Annotated in this window: 21 protein-coding genes; 6 read left to right on the top strand and 15 right to left on the bottom strand. The window is 70.9% G+C overall.

Features of this window, described 5'->3' with window-relative positions; all coding sequences use genetic code 11:
- Positions 1-130 precede the first annotated feature (130 nt).
- Both OV427_RS32620 and OV427_RS32615 read right to left on the bottom strand, forming a co-directional pair.
- Positions 131-778: a YceI family protein gene (locus OV427_RS32620; protein WP_267860115.1), complete on the bottom strand. Its 648-nt coding sequence runs from the start codon at positions 776-778 to the stop codon at positions 131-133.
- A 30-nt stretch (positions 779-808) separates the two neighbouring features.
- Complete coding sequence (locus tag OV427_RS32615) at positions 809-1,678, bottom strand: DODA-type extradiol aromatic ring-opening family dioxygenase (RefSeq protein WP_267860114.1); 870 nt, start codon at positions 1,676-1,678, stop codon at positions 809-811.
- A 143-nt stretch (positions 1,679-1,821) separates the two neighbouring features.
- Between OV427_RS32615 and OV427_RS32610 the strand changes: the two genes are divergently transcribed.
- Complete coding sequence (locus OV427_RS32610; RefSeq protein ID WP_267860113.1) at positions 1,822-3,459, top strand: sigma-54-dependent Fis family transcriptional regulator; 1,638 nt, start codon at positions 1,822-1,824, stop codon at positions 3,457-3,459.
- 28 nt (positions 3,460-3,487) lie between these two features.
- Here the strand turns inward: OV427_RS32610 and OV427_RS32605 are convergent, their stop codons facing one another.
- The 8 genes from OV427_RS32605 to OV427_RS32570 all read right to left on the bottom strand — a co-directional run bounded on the left by OV427_RS32605 (position 3,488) and on the right by OV427_RS32570 (position 11,262).
- Complete coding sequence (locus OV427_RS32605) at positions 3,488-3,643, bottom strand: hypothetical protein (RefSeq protein WP_267860112.1); 156 nt, start codon at positions 3,641-3,643, stop codon at positions 3,488-3,490.
- On the bottom strand, positions 3,601-4,218 hold the full coding sequence (locus OV427_RS32600) for a DUF1751 domain-containing protein (protein ID WP_267860111.1): 618 nt from the start codon (positions 4,216-4,218) through the stop codon (positions 3,601-3,603). The genes OV427_RS32605 and OV427_RS32600 overlap by 43 nt, the downstream gene beginning before the upstream one ends.
- A 150-nt stretch (positions 4,219-4,368) precedes the next feature.
- On the bottom strand, positions 4,369-4,566 hold the full coding sequence (locus OV427_RS32595; protein WP_163995518.1) for a hypothetical protein: 198 nt from the start codon (positions 4,564-4,566) through the stop codon (positions 4,369-4,371).
- Positions 4,567-4,738: 172 nt separating this feature from the next.
- Positions 4,739-4,954 (bottom strand): hypothetical protein, encoded by a 216-nt coding sequence (locus tag OV427_RS32590; protein ID WP_267863517.1) that lies wholly within the window; start codon positions 4,952-4,954, stop codon positions 4,739-4,741.
- 26 nt (positions 4,955-4,980) lie between these two features.
- Positions 4,981-6,177 carry an acetyl-CoA C-acetyltransferase gene (locus tag OV427_RS32585; RefSeq protein ID WP_267860110.1) on the bottom strand — a complete coding sequence of 399 codons (1,197 nt, stop codon included), beginning with the start codon at positions 6,175-6,177 and terminating at the stop codon, positions 4,981-4,983.
- 75 nt (positions 6,178-6,252) lie between these two features.
- Positions 6,253-6,900, bottom strand: a complete 648-nt coding sequence (locus OV427_RS32580) for a hypothetical protein (protein ID WP_267860109.1) — start codon at positions 6,898-6,900, stop codon at positions 6,253-6,255.
- Between the two features lie 73 nt (positions 6,901-6,973).
- Positions 6,974-7,630, bottom strand: a complete 657-nt coding sequence (locus tag OV427_RS32575; RefSeq protein ID WP_267860108.1) for a 2-hydroxychromene-2-carboxylate isomerase — start codon at positions 7,628-7,630, stop codon at positions 6,974-6,976.
- Positions 7,631-7,683: 53 nt separating this feature from the next.
- A complete protein-coding gene (locus OV427_RS32570; RefSeq protein ID WP_267863516.1) occupies positions 7,684-11,262 on the bottom strand; it encodes a protein kinase domain-containing protein in 3,579 nt (1,192 codons plus the stop codon).
- A 389-nt stretch (positions 11,263-11,651) separates the two neighbouring features.
- Here OV427_RS32570 and OV427_RS32565 point away from each other — a divergent pair, with 389 nt between their 5' ends.
- The 3 genes from OV427_RS32565 (at position 11,652) to OV427_RS32555 (ending at position 13,280) form a co-directional block, all read left to right on the top strand.
- A complete protein-coding gene (locus OV427_RS32565; protein WP_267860107.1) occupies positions 11,652-12,323 on the top strand; it encodes a S1 family peptidase in 672 nt (223 codons plus the stop codon).
- A 96-nt stretch (positions 12,324-12,419) separates the two neighbouring features.
- The gene (locus OV427_RS32560) at positions 12,420-12,689 is read left to right on the top strand and encodes a hypothetical protein (RefSeq protein WP_267860106.1); all 270 of its coding nucleotides are present in this window, start codon (positions 12,420-12,422) and stop codon (positions 12,687-12,689) included.
- A gap of 183 nt (positions 12,690-12,872) precedes the next feature.
- Entirely contained in the window at positions 12,873-13,280 is a 408-nt protein-coding gene (locus OV427_RS32555) for a response regulator transcription factor (RefSeq protein ID WP_267860105.1), read from the top strand.
- Position 13,281: 1 nt separating this feature from the next.
- Here OV427_RS32555 and uraH read toward each other — a convergent pair whose 3' ends face one another.
- From uraH to OV427_RS32530, 5 genes are read right to left on the bottom strand one after another with little or no spacing between them, the layout of a single operon-like run.
- A complete protein-coding gene (gene uraH / locus OV427_RS32550; RefSeq protein WP_267860104.1) occupies positions 13,282-13,626 on the bottom strand; it encodes a hydroxyisourate hydrolase in 345 nt (114 codons plus the stop codon).
- Positions 13,623-14,132 carry a 2-oxo-4-hydroxy-4-carboxy-5-ureidoimidazoline decarboxylase gene (uraD, locus tag OV427_RS32545; protein WP_267860103.1) on the bottom strand — a complete coding sequence of 170 codons (510 nt, stop codon included), beginning with the start codon at positions 14,130-14,132 and terminating at the stop codon, positions 13,623-13,625. The genes uraH and uraD overlap by 4 nt, the downstream gene beginning before the upstream one ends.
- Entirely contained in the window at positions 14,129-15,151 is a 1,023-nt protein-coding gene (gene alc / locus OV427_RS32540; RefSeq protein ID WP_267860102.1) for an allantoicase, read from the bottom strand. The genes uraD and alc overlap by 4 nt, the downstream gene beginning before the upstream one ends.
- Positions 15,152-15,182: 31 nt before the next feature.
- Positions 15,183-16,553: an allantoinase AllB gene (allB, locus tag OV427_RS32535; RefSeq protein WP_267860101.1), complete on the bottom strand. Its 1,371-nt coding sequence runs from the start codon at positions 16,551-16,553 to the stop codon at positions 15,183-15,185.
- Entirely contained in the window at positions 16,550-17,995 is a 1,446-nt protein-coding gene (locus OV427_RS32530; RefSeq protein ID WP_267860100.1) for an FAD/NAD(P)-binding protein, read from the bottom strand. The genes allB and OV427_RS32530 overlap by 4 nt, the downstream gene beginning before the upstream one ends.
- Positions 17,996-18,166: 171 nt before the next feature.
- Between OV427_RS32530 and pruA the strand changes: the two genes are divergently transcribed.
- A complete protein-coding gene (gene pruA / locus OV427_RS32525) occupies positions 18,167-19,822 on the top strand; it encodes an L-glutamate gamma-semialdehyde dehydrogenase (RefSeq protein WP_267860099.1) in 1,656 nt (551 codons plus the stop codon).
- Between the two features lie 7 nt (positions 19,823-19,829).
- Positions 19,830-20,681 (top strand): aldose epimerase, encoded by an 852-nt coding sequence (locus OV427_RS32520; protein WP_267860098.1) that lies wholly within the window; start codon positions 19,830-19,832, stop codon positions 20,679-20,681.
- Positions 20,682-20,764 lie beyond the last annotated feature (83 nt).

Raw genomic sequence — 20,764 nt, 5'->3', positions numbered from 1 at the left:
GGCCCACACCTCGGAAGGGGCGCGCTCCACTCCGGGCGCGCCCTCCTCCACGAGACAGCCCGCAAATGAAAGAGGGGCCCCCACCAGCGTGGGAGGCCCCTCCGTCATTCAGCGTGGGCTGTGCTTCGGACTACTTCTTGTCCGTCGCCGCCGGGGCCGGGGCCGGGGCCGGCTTGGCAGCGGCCTCGGGGGCCTTCTTCACCAGCTCGAGCTCCAGGTTCACGGTGACTTCCTCACCCACCGCCACGCCGCCCGTCTCGAGCGCCTGGTTGTAGGTCAGGCCGAAGTCCTTGCGGTTCAGCTTGGTGGTCGCCGCCACGCCGGTGCGGGTGTTGCCCCAGGGGTCCTTGGCCTCCTTGGAGGGGCCCTCGACGTCCAGGACGACGGCCTTGGTGACGCCGTGCATGGTCAGGTCGCCGGTGACCTTCAGCTTGCCCTGGCCGGCCTTGGCAACCTTCGTCGACTTGAAGGTGATGGTCGGGAACTTGGCCACGTCGAAGAAGTCCGGGGCCTTCAGGTGCTCATCGCGCTTGGCGTTGCCGGTGTTGATGGTGGACACGTCGATGGTCGCCTCGACGGTGGACTTGGTGATGTCCTTGTCGTCCAGGTTCACGGCGCCCTTCACGTCGCCGAACGAGCCCTTCACGTTGGACACCATCATGTGCCGCACGGAAAAGCCGGCGGCGGAGTGCGCGCTGTCCACATCCCAGGTGGAGGCCAGGGCCAGCGACGGGAGGGCGAACATCAGGGCAACAGCGCTCTTCAGAGACGTCTTCATGGGGTGCGTGCTCCTTGGGGTTCTGCGGTTTCAGGCGCGCAGCGCGAAGCTGCGCATCGACAAGGTTCCGTGATGGAAGCCCTCGAATACGGGGGTGAGACGGTCCTCGGGGAGGGCGGCGCCGAGGGCGAAATACAGCGGCATCAGGTGCTCGGCTCTCGGATGCGCGAGCCGCGCATTCGGTGCATCCAACCACTGCTGGAGGCCGGAGAAATCCCGCGCCATCAGCTTCTGCGCGACCCAACCGTCGAAAGCCTGGGCCCACGGCTCCACGGACGCGTTCTTCTCTTGGAAATTCAGCCGGCGCAAGTTGTGGACGATGCCGCCGCTGCCCATGAGCAGCACGCCCTGCGCGCGCAGCGGCCGCATCACCTCGCCCATCCGCGCCACCTGTGCGGGGCTCGCGCCGAGCGGCATCGACACCTGCACCACCGGCAACTTCGCGTCCGGGAAGGCGTGCAGCAGCGGCACCCAGGCGCCGTGGTCCAGCCCGCGCTCCGCGTCCGCCACCGCCGGCAGGCCGGCCTCCTTCAGCCGCGCCACCACGTCCCCGGCCAGCGCGGGCGCTCCCGGCGCCGCGTACTTCAGCCGGTAGAGCGGCTCCGGAAAGCCATAGAAGTCATAGATGAGCGGAGGCGTGGCGCTCGTCGTGACGCGCACCTCGCCTTCTGTCTCCCAGTGCGCAGACACCACCACCAGCGCCCGCGCCGCCGCCGCGCCATCGCCGAAGGTCTTCAGCGCCTTCGGGTAGTCGTCCGAGTCCAGCGCCACCATGGGCGAGCCGTGCGACACGAACACCGCCGGCGCCCGGCTGCCCGCCTGGCCGGCGCCCAGCACGCCCGACACTCCCATGGCTGCCGCTCCTTGCAGTACCTCGCGCCTGTCCAGTCCGTCGCCCATGATGGGCGCCTTCTACTGCAACCCCAGGACCAGGGCACGTGACATGACAACCCCCTGGAATTACTCCAGTCCTCTGGCGGCGCGTGCAACGGGCCTCTCATAACGATAGAGAGACAACTCACTCTGGAAGGGAGTCGTACACCGTGGCTGGCGGATTCGAGCTGGGCTTGAACGAGCTGTTGTCCTTCGAGCCGGGAGGCGGACTCATCCACTTCGCGGGGCAGCGTGCGGTGCTGATGGACCCGGTGGCGTTGGGGCTGTTGCGCAAGGAGCTCATCGACCTGGTGGGGATGACGGCGGCGCGAGGCATCTTCACGCGGCTGGGCTACGCGCACGGCTGGCGGACGGCGGAGGCGCTCAAGACGGCGGTGCCCTGGCCGGACGAGTCGGTGTGGCGCCGGGCCGGTGGCCGCCTGCACACCCTCCAGGGGCAGGTCCGCGTGGAGCGCGTGGAGCGCCGGCCCGACGAGGGCCCCGAGCCCTTCGCCGAGGCGCAGTGGCGCGACTCCTACGAGGCCGAGCAGCACCTGCTGCACCTGGGCCGGGCGGACCAGCCGGTGTGCTGGAGCCTCACCGGCTTCGCGTCCGGCTACATGAGCTTCGTCAACGGCAAGCCCATCTACGGTACGGAATTGCGCTGCGTGGGCCAGGGCGACGCGGCCTGCCACTTCGTCGGCCGCCCCGCCGAGGAGTGGAGCACCGAGTGCACCGAGGTGCTGCGCTTCTACGAGACGCAGTGCATGGAGGGCGTGCTGGCGCAGGTGACGGACGCGCTGAAGCAGGCCGAGCGCAAGCTGCGCGCGAAGCGCCAGTCGCTCGCGCGCGCGGGCGTGACGGAGGACCCGGCGGGCATGGTGGCGCGCTCGGAGGCCATGCTGCGGGTCATCAACCTGGCGCGCCGCGCGGCGAAGGTGGACTCCACGGTGCTCGTCACCGGCGAAAGCGGCGTGGGCAAGGAGCGCATCGCCCGCCTCATCCACGACGAGTCCACCCGCGCGCACAAGGCCTTCGTCGCCGTCAACTGCGCGGCCGTCACGGAGAGCCTGCTGGAGAGCGAGCTGTTCGGCCACGCGCGCGGCGCCTTCACCGGCGCCACGCATGACCGCGCCGGCCTCTTCGAGGCGGCCCACGGTGGCACCCTCTTCCTGGACGAGGTGGGCGAGGTGCCCGCGTCCATGCAGGCCAAGCTCCTGCGCGCGCTGCAGGAGAAGGAGGTGCGGCGCGTGGGGGAGAACACCAGCCGCAAGGTGGACGTGCGCGTGGTGGCCGCCACCAACCGGGAGCTCGCCGAGGAGGTGCGCCTGGGCCGCTTCCGCCAGGACCTCTACTACCGCCTGCGCGTCATCGAGCTGAAGATTCCCCCGCTGCGCGAGCGGCGCGAGGACATCCTCCCCCTGGCGCGGCTGCTGCTCGCCGAGGCGTCGGAGCGGCTGGGCCGCAAGGTGGCGGGCCTCGCCCCCGAGGCCGCGGATCAGCTCCTGCGCTACGGCTGGCCCGGCAACGTGCGTGAACTGGGCAACGCCGTGGAGCGCGCGGTGGCCCTGTGCGAGGGCCAGCGCGTGGAGCGCGAGGATTTGCCCGAGGAGGTCCGGGCCGCGCCTCCCAGCCTCGTACCCACCGGCAACCCCCGCCGGCTGGAGGACATGGAGAAGGAGTACATCCTCGCGGTGCTGTCGCAGAACGGCGGCAACCGCGCGCGCACCGCCGAGCAGCTCGACATCGGCGTGGCCACGCTCTACCGCAAGCTCAAGCAGTACGGGCACCCCGAGGCCGCCCACTGAAGGGCGGCCTTCCGGAGCGGGCCCGGGCCTAGTTGAGGAACTGGTCCCGGTCCGGGCGGCTCTGGTTCTTCGGCACCACGCGCAGGTGCTTGGAGCGGTCTCTCAGCTGCCGCTGCAGGCGCCAGTGCTGGAAGTGCAGCATCAGCCGGCGCGGGTTGGCGCCGCGCACGTAGGCGAACACCATGCCCAGCGCGAGCAGGTCCGGCACCTGGCCTGCCACGGCCCGATGATGGCCATCAGCACCACGAAGCCCGCGCCCACGCCCGCCAGCGCGTTGCCCGACAGGGGGATGCCCCAGAAGTTCGTCTCACCCCGGCCGATGCTCAGGCCATACGCCACCCACAGCACCGTCGTCATGACGTTGCCACCGGTGTACGCCTGCACCGTCGCCCCGGGCACCACCATGGCCAGCAGCGACGTGAGCACGCCCGCCAGCACGGTGACGCCCACCGCCACCAGCAGCAGGCGTTTGCCTCCCCAGATTGACTCCAGGTAGCCGCCAATGGACCAGGTGATGATGGCGCCGAAGATGATGCCGAAGGGGCTCGCCTCGATGAACCCGTAGGTGAGCGGCTGCCAGAGGAAGAGCCGGCTGAAGACGAAGTCCGGCAGCAGCAGCAGCAGGCCTCCCTGCCCGCCCTTGGTGAGGTGGTACAGGATGGAGCCAGCCACCAGCGCGGCGGCCAGCTTGGACGCCGTCGTTTCCAGGCCGGGCAGCCCGCCTCCACCCCTACCGCCGAAGCTGCGCATCGGTCGCATTCAGTACTCCTCCCACTCGCCGCTCAAAGAGCCGACCAAAGGTGGTGGAACCCCGCCCGCTTCGCAACCCCAAACGACGAAGAGCGCCCATCCCCGTCACCAGGGAGAGCGCCCTCGCACCGACTCTTCACTCGACTGCCGTGGGGCCGCTCAGGCCTTCGGCTTGTAGAAGAGCGTGATGGTCAGACAGTGGAACTCCTTGTCGGAGGACTGCGTCACCACTCTGTCCACCACTTCGACGTTGGGGTTTTCCTTGAGCCACTTGGTGATGTTCTCACCCATGTTCTCGCGATCTCTCGCGAGAGTGGTGGAGAACACCTTGACTCCCGTGAAGCTGATAACGCCCATTCCGACCCTCGTCTAAACCAGAGATTCTGGACGTTTACCCCGAGACGATTCCGCCATCAAGAAACGGGGCCGACAAACCGGCCCCGGCGCGCCCGGGCCGGGGCCCTGCCTTCCCCTGAACAGAGGGCCCGCCGTCCTTCGCCGGACAGTCGGCCCGGGCTGGCCCGGGACTTCACCGCCGGCTGGCGTCCTTGCGCGACAGGCAGGCGACTTCGTCCTTGCAGGCGGGGCCGATGCCCTCGGGGTGGGCGTGGAACGGCGTCTTGTCGCTCTCCTCCACCCCACACACCACGCACTTGCGCTTGCGGTTGCGGCGCTCCGCGCGGCGCTGCTCGGCGATGGCCTTGGCCCGCTCACGGGCCGTCTTCGCGTCCACCTCGTTGCTCATCTCGCGTCCCGTGTCTTGTGCGGCCATCAGAGCGCCTCGACCAGTACCGCGATGCCCTGGCCGCCACCGATGCAGGCCGACCCGATACCATAGCGAGCACCGCGGCGCTTCAGCTCGTACACCAGCGTGGTGGTGATGCGAGCCCCGGACGCCCCCAGCGGGTGGCCCACGGCGATGGCACCGCCATTGACGTTCGTCCTGTCCCGCGGCAGGCCCAGCTCCTTCTCCACCGCGAGGAACTGCGGCGCGAAGGCCTCGTTGACCTCGAAGAGGTCCACGTCGGACAGCTTGCACTGCGCGCGCTCCAGCAGCTGGCGGATGGCCGGCGCGGGGCCAATGCCCATGATTTTCGGGTCGCACCCGGAGATGCCCCAATTGACCAGCCGGGCAATGGGCTTCACGCCGTGCTTCTCCACGAAGCTCCGGGTCGCCATCACCATGGAGCCCGCGCCGTCGCAGATGCCGCTGGCCGCGCCCGCATGCACCACGCCGTCCTTCTTGAAGACCTTGGGCAGCTTGCGCAGGCCCTCCACCGTGGTGTCCGGGCGGTTGTGCTCGTCGCGCGAGACGACGGTGTCGCCCTTCTTCCCCTTGAGGGTGATGGGGGCAATCTCGTCGTTGAAGCGGCCCGCCTCCTGCGCGGCGGCGAAGCGCTTCTGGGTGAGGACGGCGTACTCGTCCACCTGGTCCTGCGTGAGCGAGTAGTCCACCGCGAGCTGCTCGGCGGTGAGCGCCATGGGCTGACCGGTGTAGCTGTCGGTGAGGGCCGTCCAGAGCATGTCCTCGAGCCCCCCCTTGCCCAACGGCAGGCCCCAGCGGGCACCTCGGATGACGTGGGGGGCCTGGCTCATGGACTCGGTGCCGCCGGCCAGCACACAGCTCGCCTGCTCGGTGAGCATCAGCTCGGCCGCGGTGACGAAGGCCTGGAAGCCGGAGCCGCACAGCCGGTTGACGCCGAGGGCGGGCACGGGGACGGGCACGCCGGTGCGCAGGCCCACGTGGCGCGGCAGGTAGATGGCATCCGAGCTGGTCTGCACCACGTTCCCGTACACGACGTGCTGGACGTCCCCGGGAGACACCTTCGCCTGGGCGAAGGCGGCCTTCGCGGACTCCACGGCGAGGTCGGTGGCGCTGAGGTCCTTCAGGCTGCCCCCATAGGTTCCGAATGGGGTGCGCTTGCCGGACAGGAAGTAGATCTCCTCGGTCTTGGACACGCTCTTCATGGTGGTGGTCTACCTACTCTCAACGCGTGCGCGGTGCACGCACGCCGTGACGTCGTGAGGTGTGGGGGAGGGTCGTCAGGGCACCCGGCTGCCCAGGAAGGCGCTGGCGACGATGGCCAGGGCCATGACCGTCCACAACAAACCCTGCAGGTTCTGCCGCCGAATCTCCTTGCGGCCGAGCCCCTGGTACCAGGAACGCCCGGCCTCCACCCGGCCTTCCCACGTGAAGTCGCCCGTGAGGGTGAAGCCCTCCAGGCGCCGGAGGTGGGCGCGCAGCAGGCGCTCGGGGGAAGCGTCATCCAGTGAACCGGAGCGGTAGACGCCTGGGATTTCCAGCGCGGGGCGGCGGTAGCCGGCGGTGATGACGAAGCCGTGGGGCGCCACCGGCGTGAGGAGGTAGAGCCGGGGCGAGTCATCCTGTCCCTCGTGGAGCGTGGCGAAGACGCGCTCGCCCGGGTGGGCCCAGTCGTAGGAGCGCGAGGCCTTCTGGAGGCGCGGCTTCTCGTCGTGGCTGCCGAGCGGCACGAAGCCGAGCGCCTGGAGCTGGGTGGCCAGGGGCTCCAGTTCCACGGGGAGGTCCATCTGGTCGGCGGGGGCCTCGGGCTCCACGCGGACGCTGGCGGGGAAGAGGAAGAGGATGGCGCGCCAGAGGTTGAGCGACAGCAGGACGATGGCGAGCACGAGGCCGGCGACGGCGATGCCCAGCTCGACGAGGACGTTCATGCGGGGAGGAGACCTCGAAGTGGCGGCGGTCCGGCCACCCTAGCGGAAAGCGGCGGCTCCGTGCGCCAGCTCTTCAACGCCGGGACGCGCTGGAGGGCAGGTCGCGCCAGCGCTCCAGGTCCACCTTGGAGAGGGGGTCCTCGCCACGCAGGAACCGCTCCAGGTGGCCGAGCGAGTCCACGCCGAAGAACAGCTCCCCATCCGCGAGGACGGAAGGCACGCCGAACGCGCCCGCGGCGAGCGCCTCCTCCGTGTTGCGGCGCACGCGGTCCTTGACCGCCGGCGTCTGCGCGGCGGCGAGCAGCGCGGGCGCATCCAACCCGGCGACCTGGATGGCGGCGGCCACGGCCTCGGGTGTCTCGGAGCCCTTCCCTCCTCCCCAGGTGGAGTCGAAGAGGGCGGACACCAGCCGGCCCCGGGCCTCCAGGTCCTCCACGGCCGCGGTCACCCGCAGCGCGAGCAGCGGGTTGAACGGATGCGACGGCGGCGGCACCAGCGGCACGCCGAACTCATGGGCGATGCGGGACGTGTGCTTGAAGACGTAGACGCGCTTGGGCGGAATCTCCGCGGGCCCCGTGCTGCCGAGCGCATTGAGGAACCCCGCCAGCAGCACGGGCACGGGCTCCACGACACGGCCATGGCGCGCGGCGAGGGCGGGCATGCGCGTCCACGCGAGGTAGGCGTAGGGGGACAGGTAGTCCAGACAGAAGCGCAGGGGGGCTTGGGCCATGCGGACACTCTACCGCTCCCGCCCGCCGGGGAGCGGACCACCGCGAGCGGGAGCTACGCGCTCTGTCGGACACCCGCGCGCCGCTGCAGGGCGCCTCGCACGGAGCTCGTCAGCGACAGCAGGCTGGTGGCGCGCGCCTCGGTGAAGAGCGCCTCCGCGGCCTCCAACTCCACCACCGAGGCCTCGCTCGCGGGCTCGCGCTCCGCCAGCGCCAGGCGCACGAGCCCCATCTGCAGGACGTTGCCCGTCAGCTCCGCCAGCGCCAGCGCGCGCCGCAGGTGCACGGCGCCCTCCTCGCCGGGCAGCAGCACCGCCACCGCGCGGCGGGCCACGATTTCGTCCCACGGGTTGGCGAGCACCGGGTCCAACGCCCGCGTGAGCGCGGCCTCCGCCGCCTCCGAGGCCGCCAGCAGATTCCCCTGCTCCCGCTCGAACCGCGACTGGTACACGCGCAGCAGCGTCTCCATGCGCAGGCCACCCTCGCGGGCCGCCTCCAGCGCCTTCGGGAGCGACCTGCGCGCCGACGCCGCGTCCTCGAAGAGCACGTCCCGGCACGCCTGGTACACCTGCACGTGGCACTGCAGCCACCTGTCGCCGGGCAGCACCCCGGCCAGCGTCTCCGCGCGCGCCACCACCGCGGCCACGTGCTCGTGCTCGCCGCGCTCCAGGTAGTAGGGCGGCGTGAAGATGGCCAGGTTGCGCTCCATCAGCCGGGGGTTGCCCAGCCGCCGCACCAGGTCCGTCTTCTCCGTGAAGGCCGGGACGAAGGCCGCGGCGTCTCCCGTGAAGGCCGCGCGCGTCACCAACGAGAACAGGTGGAACGCCCGCACGTCGGTGAATCCGTGGGCCTCCGCCACCGCGTACCCGTCGCGCGTGGCCTGCGCGTCCAGCGGCTCGCCGCGCAGCGCCAGGTTCATGTTCATCATGTAGCCGCCCATGCCCAGCGCCCAGGCCAGGCGCCGGGGGAGGCGGCCCATCGCCTCGCGCAGCCCGCGCAGGCGCGCCAGCTGCTCGTACTGCGTCTCCAGCACGCCCGCGAAGCGGCCCGTGTACGCGCACAGCACCGCCGGCGACAGCAGCACCCCGGCCCGGTAGGGCGACACCTCCGGCTGCTCGGCCTGCACGCGCGTCAGCAGCGCCGACAGGTCCGCCGTGCGCCCGACGATGGCCAGCGCCATGCCCTGCAGAATCTGGAGCTCCGCCTGCTTCCAGAAGACGTCCGCGGGCGACGCGTACGCATCCGCCTCGCGCTCGCGGAACAGCTCCCGCAGCCGCGCGGGGCGCTCCGCCTCGGGCGCGGCACATGCCGCCTCCAGCGCCTCCACCGCCTGCCGCCGTCCCTCCTCCACGTCCACCGTGGACGCCCAGTGCGCGAAGAGCTTCTCCGCGAAGGCCAGCGAGGTGGGCGGGTCGCTCGCGTAGCCCACCTCCACCATCGTCACCCAGATGCGCAGCAGCAGCCTGTCGCGCCCCGGGAAGTCCGGCGCGGCCTCCAGCAGGGCCGCCGCCTCCTTCAGCAGCAGCGTGGCCTCCAGCAGCGCCTGCGCTTCAATCGCCGCCCGGCCCGCGTCCAGCAGCGGGCCAATGGCCAGCTCCGGCTCCGACGAGCGCAGGTAGTGCCAGCCCACCGTGCGTGACAAATCGGGCCGCTGCGAGTGCAGCGTCTGCAGCGCCAGCGCCACCTGGCCGTGCGCCACCCGCCGCTCGGACTCCGGCGTGCTGTCGTAGACGGCCTGGTGCACGGTGTCGTGCGTGAAGACGTAGCGCCCCTCCACCTCCTGGAGGAACTGCCGCTCGACGATTCCGTCCAGCACCGCGAACAGCTCCACCTCGGGCAGCTCCGCCAGCGCGCGCACCATGGGCAGATCCAGGCTGCGCCCCGCGGGTGCCAGCCGCCGCAGCAGCGCCACCTGCTCCGGCGGCGCGGTGGCCAGCCTGGCCAGCACCGCGTCCTGGATGCTGGGCGGCAATGGCCGCGTGTCGAGCCCCTCCGCCGCGCTCCACCGCCCACCCACGCGCTTGAGCGCGTCCGCCTCCACCAGCGCGCGCAGGCACTCGGTGGCGAAGAAGGCGTTGCCGCCCGTGGTGGCGTGCAGCCGCGCCACGAAGCCCGCCGGCACCGACAGCCCCGGCAGCACCAATTCCACCAGCGTGCCCACGTGCTCGGCGGCCAGCGGCTCCAGGTCCATGCGCGTGGTGAGCTTCTCGTCCACCGTCTGGAAGGCCAGGCTCAGCCGGCTCAGCTCGCCGGAGCGGAACGTGCCCACCACCATGCCGCGCGTGCCGTGCAGCGTGCGGATGAGGACGTTGAGCACCTCCAGCGTGGCGCTGTCCGCCCAGTGCAGGTCCTCGAAGCACAGCACCAGCGTCATCTGGCGCCCCAGCGCCTGCACCCACTCGGCCAGCGCGCCGAAGAAGGCCAGCTTCTCCTCGCCCACCGCCTGCGGCGCCGGCCCGCCCTCCGTCCCCCCCAGCCCGGGCAGCAGCCGCGAGAGCTTCGGCGACAGCCGCTCCATCATCTCCACCGGCGTGTGCGGCACGAGGCTGCGCAGCGCCTGGGAAATCGGCACCAGCGGCGCCTGCCCTTCCGCGCGGCACTGCCCGCGTCCGAAGGGCAGCTCCGCCAGCTTCGCCTGCAGCTCGAACTCCTGGAGCAGCCGCGTCTTGCCCACGCCCGCGGGCGCGCCGATGAGCACCGCGCGCGACTGGCCCCAGTCCGCCTCGGCCAGCCCGTTCATCAGCGCCTCCAGCTCCGCGCCGCGCCCCACCACCTCCGGCACGTGCAGGTAGCTGGCGCGCGCGGACAGCGGCTCCTCCGGCAGCGGCTCGCCGCTGGCGTGGCAGAGCGCCTCCAGCAGCTCACCGGCGTCCTGGAAGCGCTCGCGCGGGTCCTTGGCCAGCAGCAGGAGAATCAGCTCCTCCAGCTGCGAGTCCACGGGGCAGAGGGTGGACGGCCGCGGCGGCGGGCGCGTCAGGTGGTCCGCGAGCAGCGCCGCGGGCGTGTTGCGCTTGAAGGGCAGCCGCCGGGTGACGAGGTAGTAGGCCATCACCCCCAGCGAGTACAGGTCCGCGCGCCCGTCGATGCTCGCGCCGCGCTGCCACTCCGGGGCCAGGTACTCCAGCGTGCCCTTGAGCCGGCCGGGGCTGGGCGTGCCCAGCTGGTGCATCACCCCGAAGTCCATCAGCTTCACCGCGCCGGAGCGGGTGATGCGCACGTTGCTGGCCTTGATGTCGCAGTGCACGTACAGCCGCGAGTGCAGGAAGGCCAGCACCTGCGCCATCTGGATGAGCACCCGGTAGAGCGTGCGCGTGTCGAGCGGCTCGTCGCCCACCAGCGAGCTCAAATCCTTCCCGTCCACCACCTCCATGGTGATGAAGCGGTTGCCGGCTTCCGTCATCCCCCAGTCGAAGACCTTCAGGGTGCCGGGGTGCTGCAGCTTCTTCATCGCGAAGAACTCGTGCCGGAACATCAGCACCAGCTCCTCCGTCTTCGCCGCCGTCAGCCCCGCGGGGACCTGCATCTCCTTGAGCGCCACGCGGCGCTTCTCGTGCAGGTCCGACGCGAGCCAGATGCGGCCCATGCCCCCCTCACCGAGCAGCCCCTCCACCTGGTAGCGCCCCGTCACCACCATGCCCACATCCAGCGAGCGGCGCTCTCCCGTGGCTCCCGGAAGGGTGATGGGCGTACGGATGCGGTCCCCCCACGAGCTTGGAGGACGGCTGCGCTCGTCCAGGACGGTTGTCTTCTCCTCGTCGCTCACGGAGGTGCGGTGGGACCCGGGGGTTAGCGGAATCCAGAGGTCAATGGAATATCACGTTTCTACGGTACGAGCACGTTCGATGGGGCTGATGCGGGTAACAACGGACCTCCACCGTGTCGTGCCCAGGCAAGCGACAACCGGCGCGCGCCCTGGTCGCGTGCCTGCCGGACGGCCCTTCCTGACAGGCCCGCACGGTGGGTGCGCATCCTCTCCGGCAGGGGCGCCAGCGCTGGGTGGCGCCCCCGCGACGGAGGTGGATGATGCGCGCGGGCTCGAGGCGATGGCTGGCATGCGCGGGAGCGCTGGGCGTCCTGGCGCTGGCGGCCTGCGACGGAGGCGCCCCGGAGGACGACACCCCTCTGGACGTGGAGGACGTGGCGGCCGCCACGGTGACGCTGGAGCCGGGCCACTGCGCGGGCGTGGTGGTGGAGGACGGGCACCATGCCCTCACCGCGGCACACTGCGTCCAGCCACGGGAGACGCGGGTGGACCTGTCCTTCATCGACGGACAGCGGCTCGGTGGCACCTACGTCCACGTGGACCGGGGCCGGGACGTGGCCGTCATCCGGCTGGATTCCCGGGCACCGGTGCGGGCGCTGGAGGTGGCGGACGCGCTGCCCACGCCGGGTGAGCCACTGGTCTTCACGGGCCGGAACGACAGGCCCGGCGACGCCCAGGAGGCCCTGCTGGAGCGGCTGGGACGCTGCCCCTCGCTGCCGGAGGTGCCGGCCGCCCTCTTCACCACGATGCGGGGCCAGCCGGGGGACTCGGGCGCCCCGCTGGTGGACTCGCGGATGCAGGTGGTGGGGCTCGTCCACGGGGGCGCGGCGTGCCGCATCGCCACGCCCACCGCCGGGCTGGGCACGCTCGTGGAGGAACTGTCCCGGGGCGGCCCGACGCTGGCGCACCAGGGCACGGCGCCGTCCCGCTAGCCCACCACCCGGACGGCCGGACGGGCCGTGCTTGCCCGGTGCGCCGCCGCTTCCGAACTTGAGTCGGGCAGCAAAGGCACGCACGGAGGCGACACCATGGCGGGCAACACCAGGGACTTCCAGCCGCGCAACCGGGGCCAGGTCGAGGACGCGCAGGACCGGGGCGCGGCCGAGACGGCCCGGCGGCTGGGCCAGGAGCGCGATGTCAACCCGGGCCCCACCGAGGAAACCGACTGGGAGGCCCGCGTGGAGCGCGGCGAGGAGTGGACCACGGAGAAGGTCCCCGAGCGCGAGGCGCGCGGCGACGAGGAGCCCGACTCCGAGGTGTCCCGCCGGGGCCTCGTGAATCCCCCACCCGAGGAGTAGTCCACCGGGCTCCACCCGCGCACCCATGTGGCATGGGAGCCCCGGGGCCCTTCCGCCCCGACCGGGGGCGTTGCGGACCCCTTGCTCGCCGTGCGCGGTGCGGTGATGCTGGAGGTGTCGCTGATTGAACGCGGGAGCGCCGGGAGACACCCGCCACCTCCCCACCCTGGGAGTCGGTGTGCCGTGAAGCCAAAGGTTCTCATCGTCGAGAACTCGTGGACGATGCGGGAGACGCTGCGCCTCCTGCTGTCCGGCGAGTTCGACTGCACCACGGCAGCCGACGGTGAGTCGGGGCTCGCGCAGGCGCTCGCCCACCCTCCGGACGTGCTGCTGTCCGATGTGAACATGGACGGGATGGACGGCTACGAGCTGTGCCGCCGCTTCCGCGCCGAGCCGTCGCTGAAGGACATCCCCGTCGTCTTCGTCAGCGGCTACCCGCCCCGCGACCTGGGCCCTCCGGACCAGCCCCGGCCGGACGTGTACCTCGTCAAGCCGGTGAAGCCGCCGGTCCTCATCGCCCAGATCCACGCCCTGCTGCGCAGGGACGGGGGTTTCCCTCCTCCCGCCCAGGCCGTGGGCCGCAAGGTCTGACTCAGCTCCCCCGGTAGGTGGAGTAGCCGAAGGGGCTCAGCAGAAGCGGCACGTGGTAGTGCTCCTCCGGCGCGGTGAGCTCGAACACCACCGTCACCGACGGGTAGAAGCCCTTCACGCCCTGCGCGCGGAAGTACACGCCGGTGTCGAAGGCCATGCGGTAGACGCCCGGCTCCACGCGGGCGCCCTGCGGCAGGAAGTCGCGCACGCGGCCGTCATCGTTGGTGACTCCGCGAGCCAGCTCCTTCCAGGTGCCACCGGGGCCCTGGAGCTCCAGTGAGATGGGGACTCCGGAGGCCGGGCGGCCCCGGTGCGTGTCGAGGACGTGGGTGGAAAGAGTGCTCATGACGCCAGCAGCTTCTCCAGTCGGATGCGGGTGATTTTCGCCTGCTCTTCCGCGGCGATGCGCAGCTCCTCGTCCGGAGCGTTGTCCAGGCGTGCGCGCAGCAGGCCCAGCATCTCCGCCGCGCTCTTCCCGGTGGCGCACACCAGGAAGATGAAGCCGAAGCGCTTCTCGTACTCGGCGTTGCCCTCGGCCAGCCCCTGCAGCACCGCCTCGTCCGCGCCACTCACCCCGCCCTGCTCCTGCGAGGACCAGTTGGCGGTGGCGGCGAACTTCGCCCGGAGCTGGGACACGTCGCCGATGCGCGGGTGGTGCGTGAAGGCCTCGCGCCAGTCCTCCGGCCCCGTCTGCTTCCAGAGCCACGCGGCCTCCGCGAACAGGTGCTCCGCGTCCTGGAAGGGCCGCGCCCGCACCATGCCGTCCGCCCAGCGCGAGGAGCCGCAGCAGCGCATCAGCTCCGCGCGGGCCTCCGACGCCAGCAGCTTGTTGAGCCGCTCGAGCGCGCTCATGCCGGCCGCCCGTGCACCCGCAGCCGGCTGACGCCGCCGTCGGGGAAGATTTTCAAGCGCACGTGGGTGAAGGGGCCCTGCGCGCGCAGCTCGGACTCGTAGAAGTGCCGGTGGTCCGCCTGCAGCTTCGTGCGCGGCAAGAGCTCCGTCCATGCGATGTCGTGCGCGTTGGCGAAGTCCACCACCGGCTCGCGCAGGTAGCAGCCCTCCAGCGACGCGGACTCCGGGAAGTTGCCCTTGTAGTGCGCGGTGTCCACCTCCACCTTCTGCACGGTGCCCGGCACGGCGAGCTTCACCACAATCCAGTCGAAGCCGGGCAGCGTCCGCTTGCGGCGCGTCTCCCAGCCCTCGCCCATGTTGGCCGCGCGGCCCGGGAGGATGAGGTTGTCCTTGCCGCCGAAGAAGGCGTCGTTGAAGGCCACCACCGTGCCGCCGTGCTCCGCCGCCGCCAGGTCCACCGTGCCACTCGCACGCGTGAGGCGCTCGAAGTCCGGCCGCACCTCGCCGTGCACGCGCAGGCGCGCCACGCCGCCGTCCGGGTAGATGTTGAGGCGCAGGTGCGTCCACCGCTGCTCGCTGGCAATCGGGAACAGGTTGCGCGAGCCGCCCTGCAGCCGGAGCTGCGGGAGGATGCGCGTCCACTTCGCGTCCACCAGCGACTCGGGCGAAGGCGTGCCCTCCACCTCCAGCGCGTCCACCGAGGCGAACTCGGGGAAGTTGCCGAGGAAGTGGTTGGTGTCGATGTCCACGCCGCGCACCACGCCCGGCAGGCCGAGCTGGAGGATGCACCAGTCATGGCCCGGCACGCGCTTGCGGCGCGACTCCCAGCCGTCCATCCACTTGCCCTGCTCGGTGTACTTGCCGGGGATGAAGACGCCCCGGCCGGGCTTCAGGAGGTTCTCCTTGCCCGCGAAGAACTCATCACTGGCCAGCAGGGCCCGGCCGCCGACGTGCTCGGCCGCGAGGTCGATGAGCTCGGTGAAGCCAACGCGCAGTTTGCCCTCTTCGGGTGCGTGCATGGTGTGTCTGTCTCCAGGTGTCCTGAGTGTTTCAGGCAGTGACACGCGCCGCGACGGGGCGGCGCACCCAGCGTCCAACCGGGCGCGGCAACGGATGGCCACGCTCGTGAATCTTCATCCCCCGCAGGAACGTCATCTCCACCACGCCCGTCAACGACCGGCCCGCGTAGGGTGTTATCGGATGACGGTGTAGCAGGCGCGAGGGCTCCACGGTGAAGGAAGCCTCCGGGTCGAACACCACGAGGTCCGCGTCCGCCCCGGGGGTCAGCGTGCCCTTCACGCCGGCCAGCCCCACCAGCTTCGCGGGGGCCTCGCACATCCACCGCGCCAGGTGCTCCAGCCCCAGGCCGCGCTTGCGCGCCTCCGTCCACACCGCCGGAAGGCTGAGCTGCAGGGAGGCGATGCCGCCCCACGCCGCGCCGAAGTCTCCCTTCTCCAGGTGCTTCAGTGCCGGCGTGCAGGGCGAGTGGTCCGACACCACCAGCTCGATGTCCCCCTGCGCCAGCCCGGCCCACAGCTTCTCGCGGTTCTCCGCCTCGCGGATGGGTGGCGCGCACTTGAAGTGGGTGGCGCCGTCCTCAATCTCCTCTGACGAGAAGGAGAGGTAGTGCGGGCACGTCTCCACCGACATGGCCAGCCCCTCGCGACGGGCGTCGCGAAGAATGGGCACCGCGTCCGCCGAGGACAAGTGGACGATGTGCACGCGGGCGCCGTGCTTGCGCGCCAGCTCCACCATCATCCGGATGGCGTCGTTCTCCCAGCGCTTCGGCCGGGAGTCCAGGTAGCCGCGGTACGTGCGCGGGCTCGCGTCCGGCGGGGCGCGGCGCACCGGCGACTCCAGCTCCGCGTGGACGATGAGCGGCACGCCCCGCCGCGCCAGCACCGGCATGGCCACGTCGAGCACCGCGCGGTCCGCGTGCGGAAACTCATCCACGCCCGAGGGACACAGGAAGCACTTGAAGCCGGCGACGCCCGCGTCGATGAGCGCCTCCAACTGGTCCGCGTTGCCCGGAATCACCCCGGCCCAGAAGGCGTGGTCCACCTGGCAGCGCCCCTCCGCGGTGCGCGCCTTGAGCAGCAGCGCGTCCAACGTGGTGGTGGGCGGCAGCGAGTTGAGGGGCATGTCCACCACGGTGGTGATGCCGCCGGCCGCCGCCGCGCGCGTGGCCGTCTCGAAGCCCTCCCACTCGGTGCGGCCGGGCTCGTTGATGTGCGCATGGCTGTCCACCACGCCGGGCATCACCACCTTGTCGCCCACGTCCGTCACCGGCAGGCCCGCCGGAATCTCCGAGGGCGGTACCACCGCGGCCACCTTCCCGTCCTTCACCACCACCGCCGCCTCGCGCAGGCCTCCCGGTGCCAGCACCCGCCGGCTGCGCAGCACGAACTGCTCTCCACTCATGGCTCGAATTCCTTCTCGTCGTAACGTTCCAGGGACTCGAAGAACGCGTCCCGGTCATCCAGGTAGAGCTGCCGCGTCACCCCGCTCACCAACCGGGGCAGGCCGTACTTCATCCCGGAGATGCTGGCCCCGCCGAAGCCCAGCGACAGCAGGCAGCCGAAGGTGAAGTTGAAGATGGACGACAGGTGCGGCGCACGGCCCGGCTGCTTCTCCTGCAACTCGAAGTGCTCGCCCAGGTACGGGTGGCGCAGCAGGTCCGCGTGCTCCTGTCCCTTCGGCGGGGTGAAGCGGTCCTTCCACAGCGCGATGTCCTCGTGCAGCAGCGCCAGCTCCGGGCGCAGCGACAGGTCCGTCACAGTACCGCTGCCGACGATGAGCTTGTCGAAGGTGAATTCCTCTTGGGGCGTGCGGACGCGGGCCCGGCCACCGACTTCTTCGGCGGAGAGCCACGGGCTGCCGCCGTGCAGGTGGAACTGGGGGAAGGTGCGGGCGCGGCGGAAGGTGTCCGCGGGCGGCAATTGCCCCATCTCCATGATGCGGTGGATGAAGCGCCAGCGGTCCGCGTCCGGCAGGTCCGCGTGGTGCTTGAGGAAGCCCACGAACTCCGCCCAGCGGTACGGATTCACGTTGGGCAGCGACTTGCGGCGGTAGAACAGGCGCACCTCGGCGGCGCCATGCTCCAGCGCCACCGCCGCGTTGTCGAAGGCGGACGCACCCGCGCCCAGCACGCCCACGCTCCTACCGCGCAGGGCCTCGAAGTCGATGTCGTCGCGCGTGTGGGCGTACAACTCACGGGGCAGGCCGGCCACCACGGACGGCACCTCCCAGCGGCCCGAGCCGTCGATGCCGGTGGCCAGAACGACTTTGCGTGCATGCAGCACGCCCGCGTCGCCCTCTCGCGTGTGGTGGAGGGGAGCGACGAAGCACTCCTCCTCCGCGCTCCAGGCCAGCGCGCCCACCCGGGTGCGACAGCGCACCGGAATCTCCAGCGTGCGGCGGTACCAGTTGAGGTAGTCCGCCCACATCTCCTTGGGGACGCGCTCCACCTCCTGCCACGCGGCCTCGCCGTGCTGGGCTTCGTACCAGGACTGGAAGCAGAGGTTGGGGAGGTTGTGGTCCGGCCCGGTGAGGTGCTTGGGCGTGCGCAGCGTGTGCATGCGCGCGAACGTCTTCCACGGCCCCGCGAGGTCCGGCTCGCTGTCATCCACCACGAGCAGATTGGTGACGCGCTCGCGCATCAGGCCGAAGGCGGCGGTGAGCCCGCTCTGCCCGCCTCCGATGACGAGCACGTCCAGCACCGGCTGCCCGGCCCGCGTGCAGCGGGGCAGCACCCACGGCCGGCGGGGGTACTCCAGTCGCTCCAGGTCCTTCCGAATCGCGTCTTCCAGCGCGGACAGGCCGGGGGCCGACGGAAGCTCGGGGCTGCGAGGCAGGATGCGCATGACGCACATCGTACCCGTGCATGGAGTCCATCAGCCAATGTCACCCGTAGGACAGGGAGCTCCTGGAAAATCCAGGGGTTGTCGACAGACCCCGCCTGCTTCCTCGCTGTCTTGGAGGAGTGGGTTGGTTATGCTCCCCTGCCCTTCATTTCCGTCCCGAGGTCAGCCCGCGTGATCAACGCCACCACCCGCGTCCCGGCTCCGAAGAACGAGCCCGTCCTTTCCTACGCGCCCGGCTCGCCCGAGCGTCGTGAGCTGCAGGCCACGCTCAAGCGCATGAGCGCCGAGCAGATCGAGATTCCCGTCCTCATCGGTGGCAAGCACGTGCGCACCGGGAAGACGGACTCGGTGCGCATGCCGCACAAGCACTCGCACGTGCTGGCCACGCTGCACGAGGCCGACGCCGGCACCGTGGAGAAGGCCATCCAGAACTCGCTCTCCGTGAAGGAGGACTGGGCGCGCATGCCGTTCCAGTCGCGCGCCGCCATCTTCCTGCGCGCCGCGGAGCTCCTGGCCACGCGCTACCGCCCCATCATCAACGCGGCCACCATGCTGGGTCAGTCCAAGACGGCCCACCAGGCGGAAATCGACGCCACGTGCGAGGCGGTGGACTTCCTCCGCTACAACGTCCACTTCGCCGAGCAGATTCTGGCCATGCAGCCGGAGAACTCGCCGCAGACGTGGAACATGACGGACTACCGCCCACTGGACGGGTTCGTCTTCTCCGTCGCGCCGTTCAACTTCACGTCCATCGCCATGAACCTGGCCGTGGCCCCGGCGCTGATGGGCAACGTGGTGCTCTTCAAGCCGTCCAACACCGCCGCCTACAGCGCCTGGTACGTCATGGAGCTGCTGCGCGAGGCGGGCCTGCCCGACGGCGTCATCAACATGCTGCCGGGTGACGGCCCCACGGTGGGCAACCCCGTGCTGGCCAGCCCCCACCTGGGCGGCATCCACTTCACCGGCTCCACGCCCACGTTCAACGCGATGTGGAAGACGGTGGGAGAGAACATCTCCAAGTACAAGCAGTACCCCCGGCTGGTGGGTGAGACGGGCGGCAAGGACTTCATCGTCGCCCACCCGTCCGCGGCGGACGACGTGGAGGCGCTCGCGGTGGCCATCGTCCGCGGCGGCTTCGAGTACCAGGGCCAGAAGTGCTCCGCACCCAGCCGCATCTTCGTCCCCGAGTCCATGTGGCCGAAGCTCAAGCCCCGCCTCCAGGCGCTCATCAGCGAGATTCGCATGGGCGACGTGACGGACTTCCGCAACTTCATGGGCGCCGTCATCGACGAGCGCTCCTTCAAGAAGACCTCGGGCTACATCGACCTGGCGAAGGGCGACAAGGACGCCACCGTCGTCGCCGGCGGCGAGGTGGACCGCAAGGACGGCTGGTTCGTGAAGCCCACGCTGGTGCAGCTCGCGGACCCGAAGCACCGCATCATGCGGGAGGAAATCTTCGCGCCCGTCGTCGGCCTGCACGTCTACCCGGATGCGAAGTACGTGGAGACGCTGCGCGAGGTCGACCAGGCCGCATCCTACGCCCTCACCGGCGCGGTCTTCGCCCGGGACAGGAAGGCCATCGACACGGCGCTGAGCGAGCTGCGCCAGGCGGCGGGCAACTTCTACATCAACGACAAGCCCACGGGCGCGGTGGTGGGCCAGCAGCCCTTCGGCGGCTCGCGCGCGTCCGGCACCAACGACAAGGCAGGCTCGGCGCTCAACCTGCTGCGCTGGACGAGCCCCCGCACCATCAAGGAGAACTTCGTGCCGCCCACGAAGGTGTCCTATCCCTTCATGGACAGCGACCCGCACGAGGGCGCCATCTGAGGAGCGTATGAGCGGTCCATTCCCCGGCATCGGCGGCCTGGACACGTACGCGCTGGTGGACGGCGGGTGCCGCGTGGAGGTGATTCCCTCGCGCGGCGCCCTCGTCACGCGGATGACGGTGGACGGCGACGAGGTGCTCTACCTCGACGAGGCCACCGTCGCCGACCCGGCGAAGAACGTGCGCGGCGGCATTCCCGTCCTCTTCCCCATCGCCGGGCCGCTGCCCGGGGATACGTACCCCGCGGACCGCCAGACGTACTCGCTGCCGCAGCACGGCTTCGCGCGGCGGCTGCCATGGAAGGTGCGGCAGGCAGAGGAGTCCCTCCTGGTGGTGGGCCTCTCTTCCAGTGAAGAGACGCTGCGCCAGTTCCCCTGGGAGTTCGACGCGCAGCTCACCTTCTCGCTGGTGGGCACGCGGCTGACGCTGGACTTCGACCTGGAGAACAAGGACGACCGCCGGCCCCTGCCACTGCACCTGGGCTATCACCCCTACTTCCGGGTGCCGGAGGCGATGAAGGCGCGCGCGACCGTGGAGACGGACGCCACGCACGCCTGGGACAACCGCCTCAAGCGCGAGGTGCCCTTCACCGGGCTGGACCTCACGCGGGACGAGGTGGATTTGCACCTGAGGGACCACTCGGGCCCGGGGACGAAGCTGGAGCGCGGGCCGGGGAGCCGGCCGGTGCACCTGTCCTGGAGCCCGGAGTTCCGCCTGCTCGTGGTGTGGACGCTGAAGGGCAGGGATTTCGTCTGCGTGGAGCCCTGGACGGCGGCGGCGGGCGCGCTCGCCACGGGTGAAGGGCTGCTGCACGTGCAGCCGGGAGAGCGGGCGTCGCTCGCGTTCGATATCGAGGCGTGAGCGCTGGCCTCCCGGGATGTCGACCGGGGGGCGAGCCGGGCGCTGGAGCCTCCAGCCGCCCGTCTCGGCTTGCTCCTGGGAGT

Origin of the sequence: Pyxidicoccus sp. MSG2 (genome assembly GCF_026626705.1) — a bacterium.
Lineage (GTDB): Bacteria > Myxococcota > Myxococcia > Myxococcales > Myxococcaceae > Myxococcus.
Note: the sequence above shows the minus strand (reverse complement) of the source record. Positions and strands in the feature narration are given on the sequence as shown.

Coding starts and splice junctions, on each gene's coding strand:
- OV427_RS32580 (WP_267860109.1), bottom strand. CDS start 6,900: ATGAACGTCCTCGTCGAGCTGGGCATCGCCGTCGCCGGCCTCGTGCTC.
- uraD (WP_267860103.1), bottom strand. CDS start 14,132: ATGAGCGCGCTCGAGCGGCTCAACAAGCTGCTGGCGTCGGAGGCCCGC.
- OV427_RS32595 (WP_163995518.1), bottom strand. CDS start 4,566: ATGGGCGTTATCAGCTTCACGGGAGTCAAGGTGTTCTCCACCACTCTC.
- OV427_RS32575 (WP_267860108.1), bottom strand. CDS start 7,630: ATGGCCCAAGCCCCCCTGCGCTTCTGTCTGGACTACCTGTCCCCCTAC.
- OV427_RS32605 (WP_267860112.1), bottom strand. CDS start 3,643: ATGGTGTTCGCCTACGTGCGCGGCGCCAACCCGCGCCGGCTGATGCTG.
- allB (WP_267860101.1), bottom strand. CDS start 16,553: ATGAGTGGAGAGCAGTTCGTGCTGCGCAGCCGGCGGGTGCTGGCACCG.
- OV427_RS32585 (WP_267860110.1), bottom strand. CDS start 6,177: ATGAAGAGCGTGTCCAAGACCGAGGAGATCTACTTCCTGTCCGGCAAG.
- OV427_RS32570 (WP_267863516.1), bottom strand. CDS start 11,262: ATGGTGGTGACGGGGCGCTACCAGGTGGAGGGGCTGCTCGGTGAGGGG.
- OV427_RS32615 (WP_267860114.1), bottom strand. CDS start 1,678: ATGGGCGACGGACTGGACAGGCGCGAGGTACTGCAAGGAGCGGCAGCC.
- alc (WP_267860102.1), bottom strand. CDS start 15,151: ATGCACGCACCCGAAGAGGGCAAACTGCGCGTTGGCTTCACCGAGCTC.
- OV427_RS32530 (WP_267860100.1), bottom strand. CDS start 17,995: ATGCGCATCCTGCCTCGCAGCCCCGAGCTTCCGTCGGCCCCCGGCCTG.
- OV427_RS32620 (WP_267860115.1), bottom strand. CDS start 778: ATGAAGACGTCTCTGAAGAGCGCTGTTGCCCTGATGTTCGCCCTCCCG.
- OV427_RS32560 (WP_267860106.1), top strand. CDS start 12,420: ATGGCGGGCAACACCAGGGACTTCCAGCCGCGCAACCGGGGCCAGGTC.
- OV427_RS32565 (WP_267860107.1), top strand. CDS start 11,652: ATGCGCGCGGGCTCGAGGCGATGGCTGGCATGCGCGGGAGCGCTGGGC.
- uraH (WP_267860104.1), bottom strand. CDS start 13,626: ATGAGCACTCTTTCCACCCACGTCCTCGACACGCACCGGGGCCGCCCG.
- OV427_RS32520 (WP_267860098.1), top strand. CDS start 19,830: ATGAGCGGTCCATTCCCCGGCATCGGCGGCCTGGACACGTACGCGCTG.
- OV427_RS32600 (WP_267860111.1), bottom strand. CDS start 4,218: ATGCGACCGATGCGCAGCTTCGGCGGTAGGGGTGGAGGCGGGCTGCCC.
- OV427_RS32590 (WP_267863517.1), bottom strand. CDS start 4,954: ATGAGCAACGAGGTGGACGCGAAGACGGCCCGTGAGCGGGCCAAGGCC.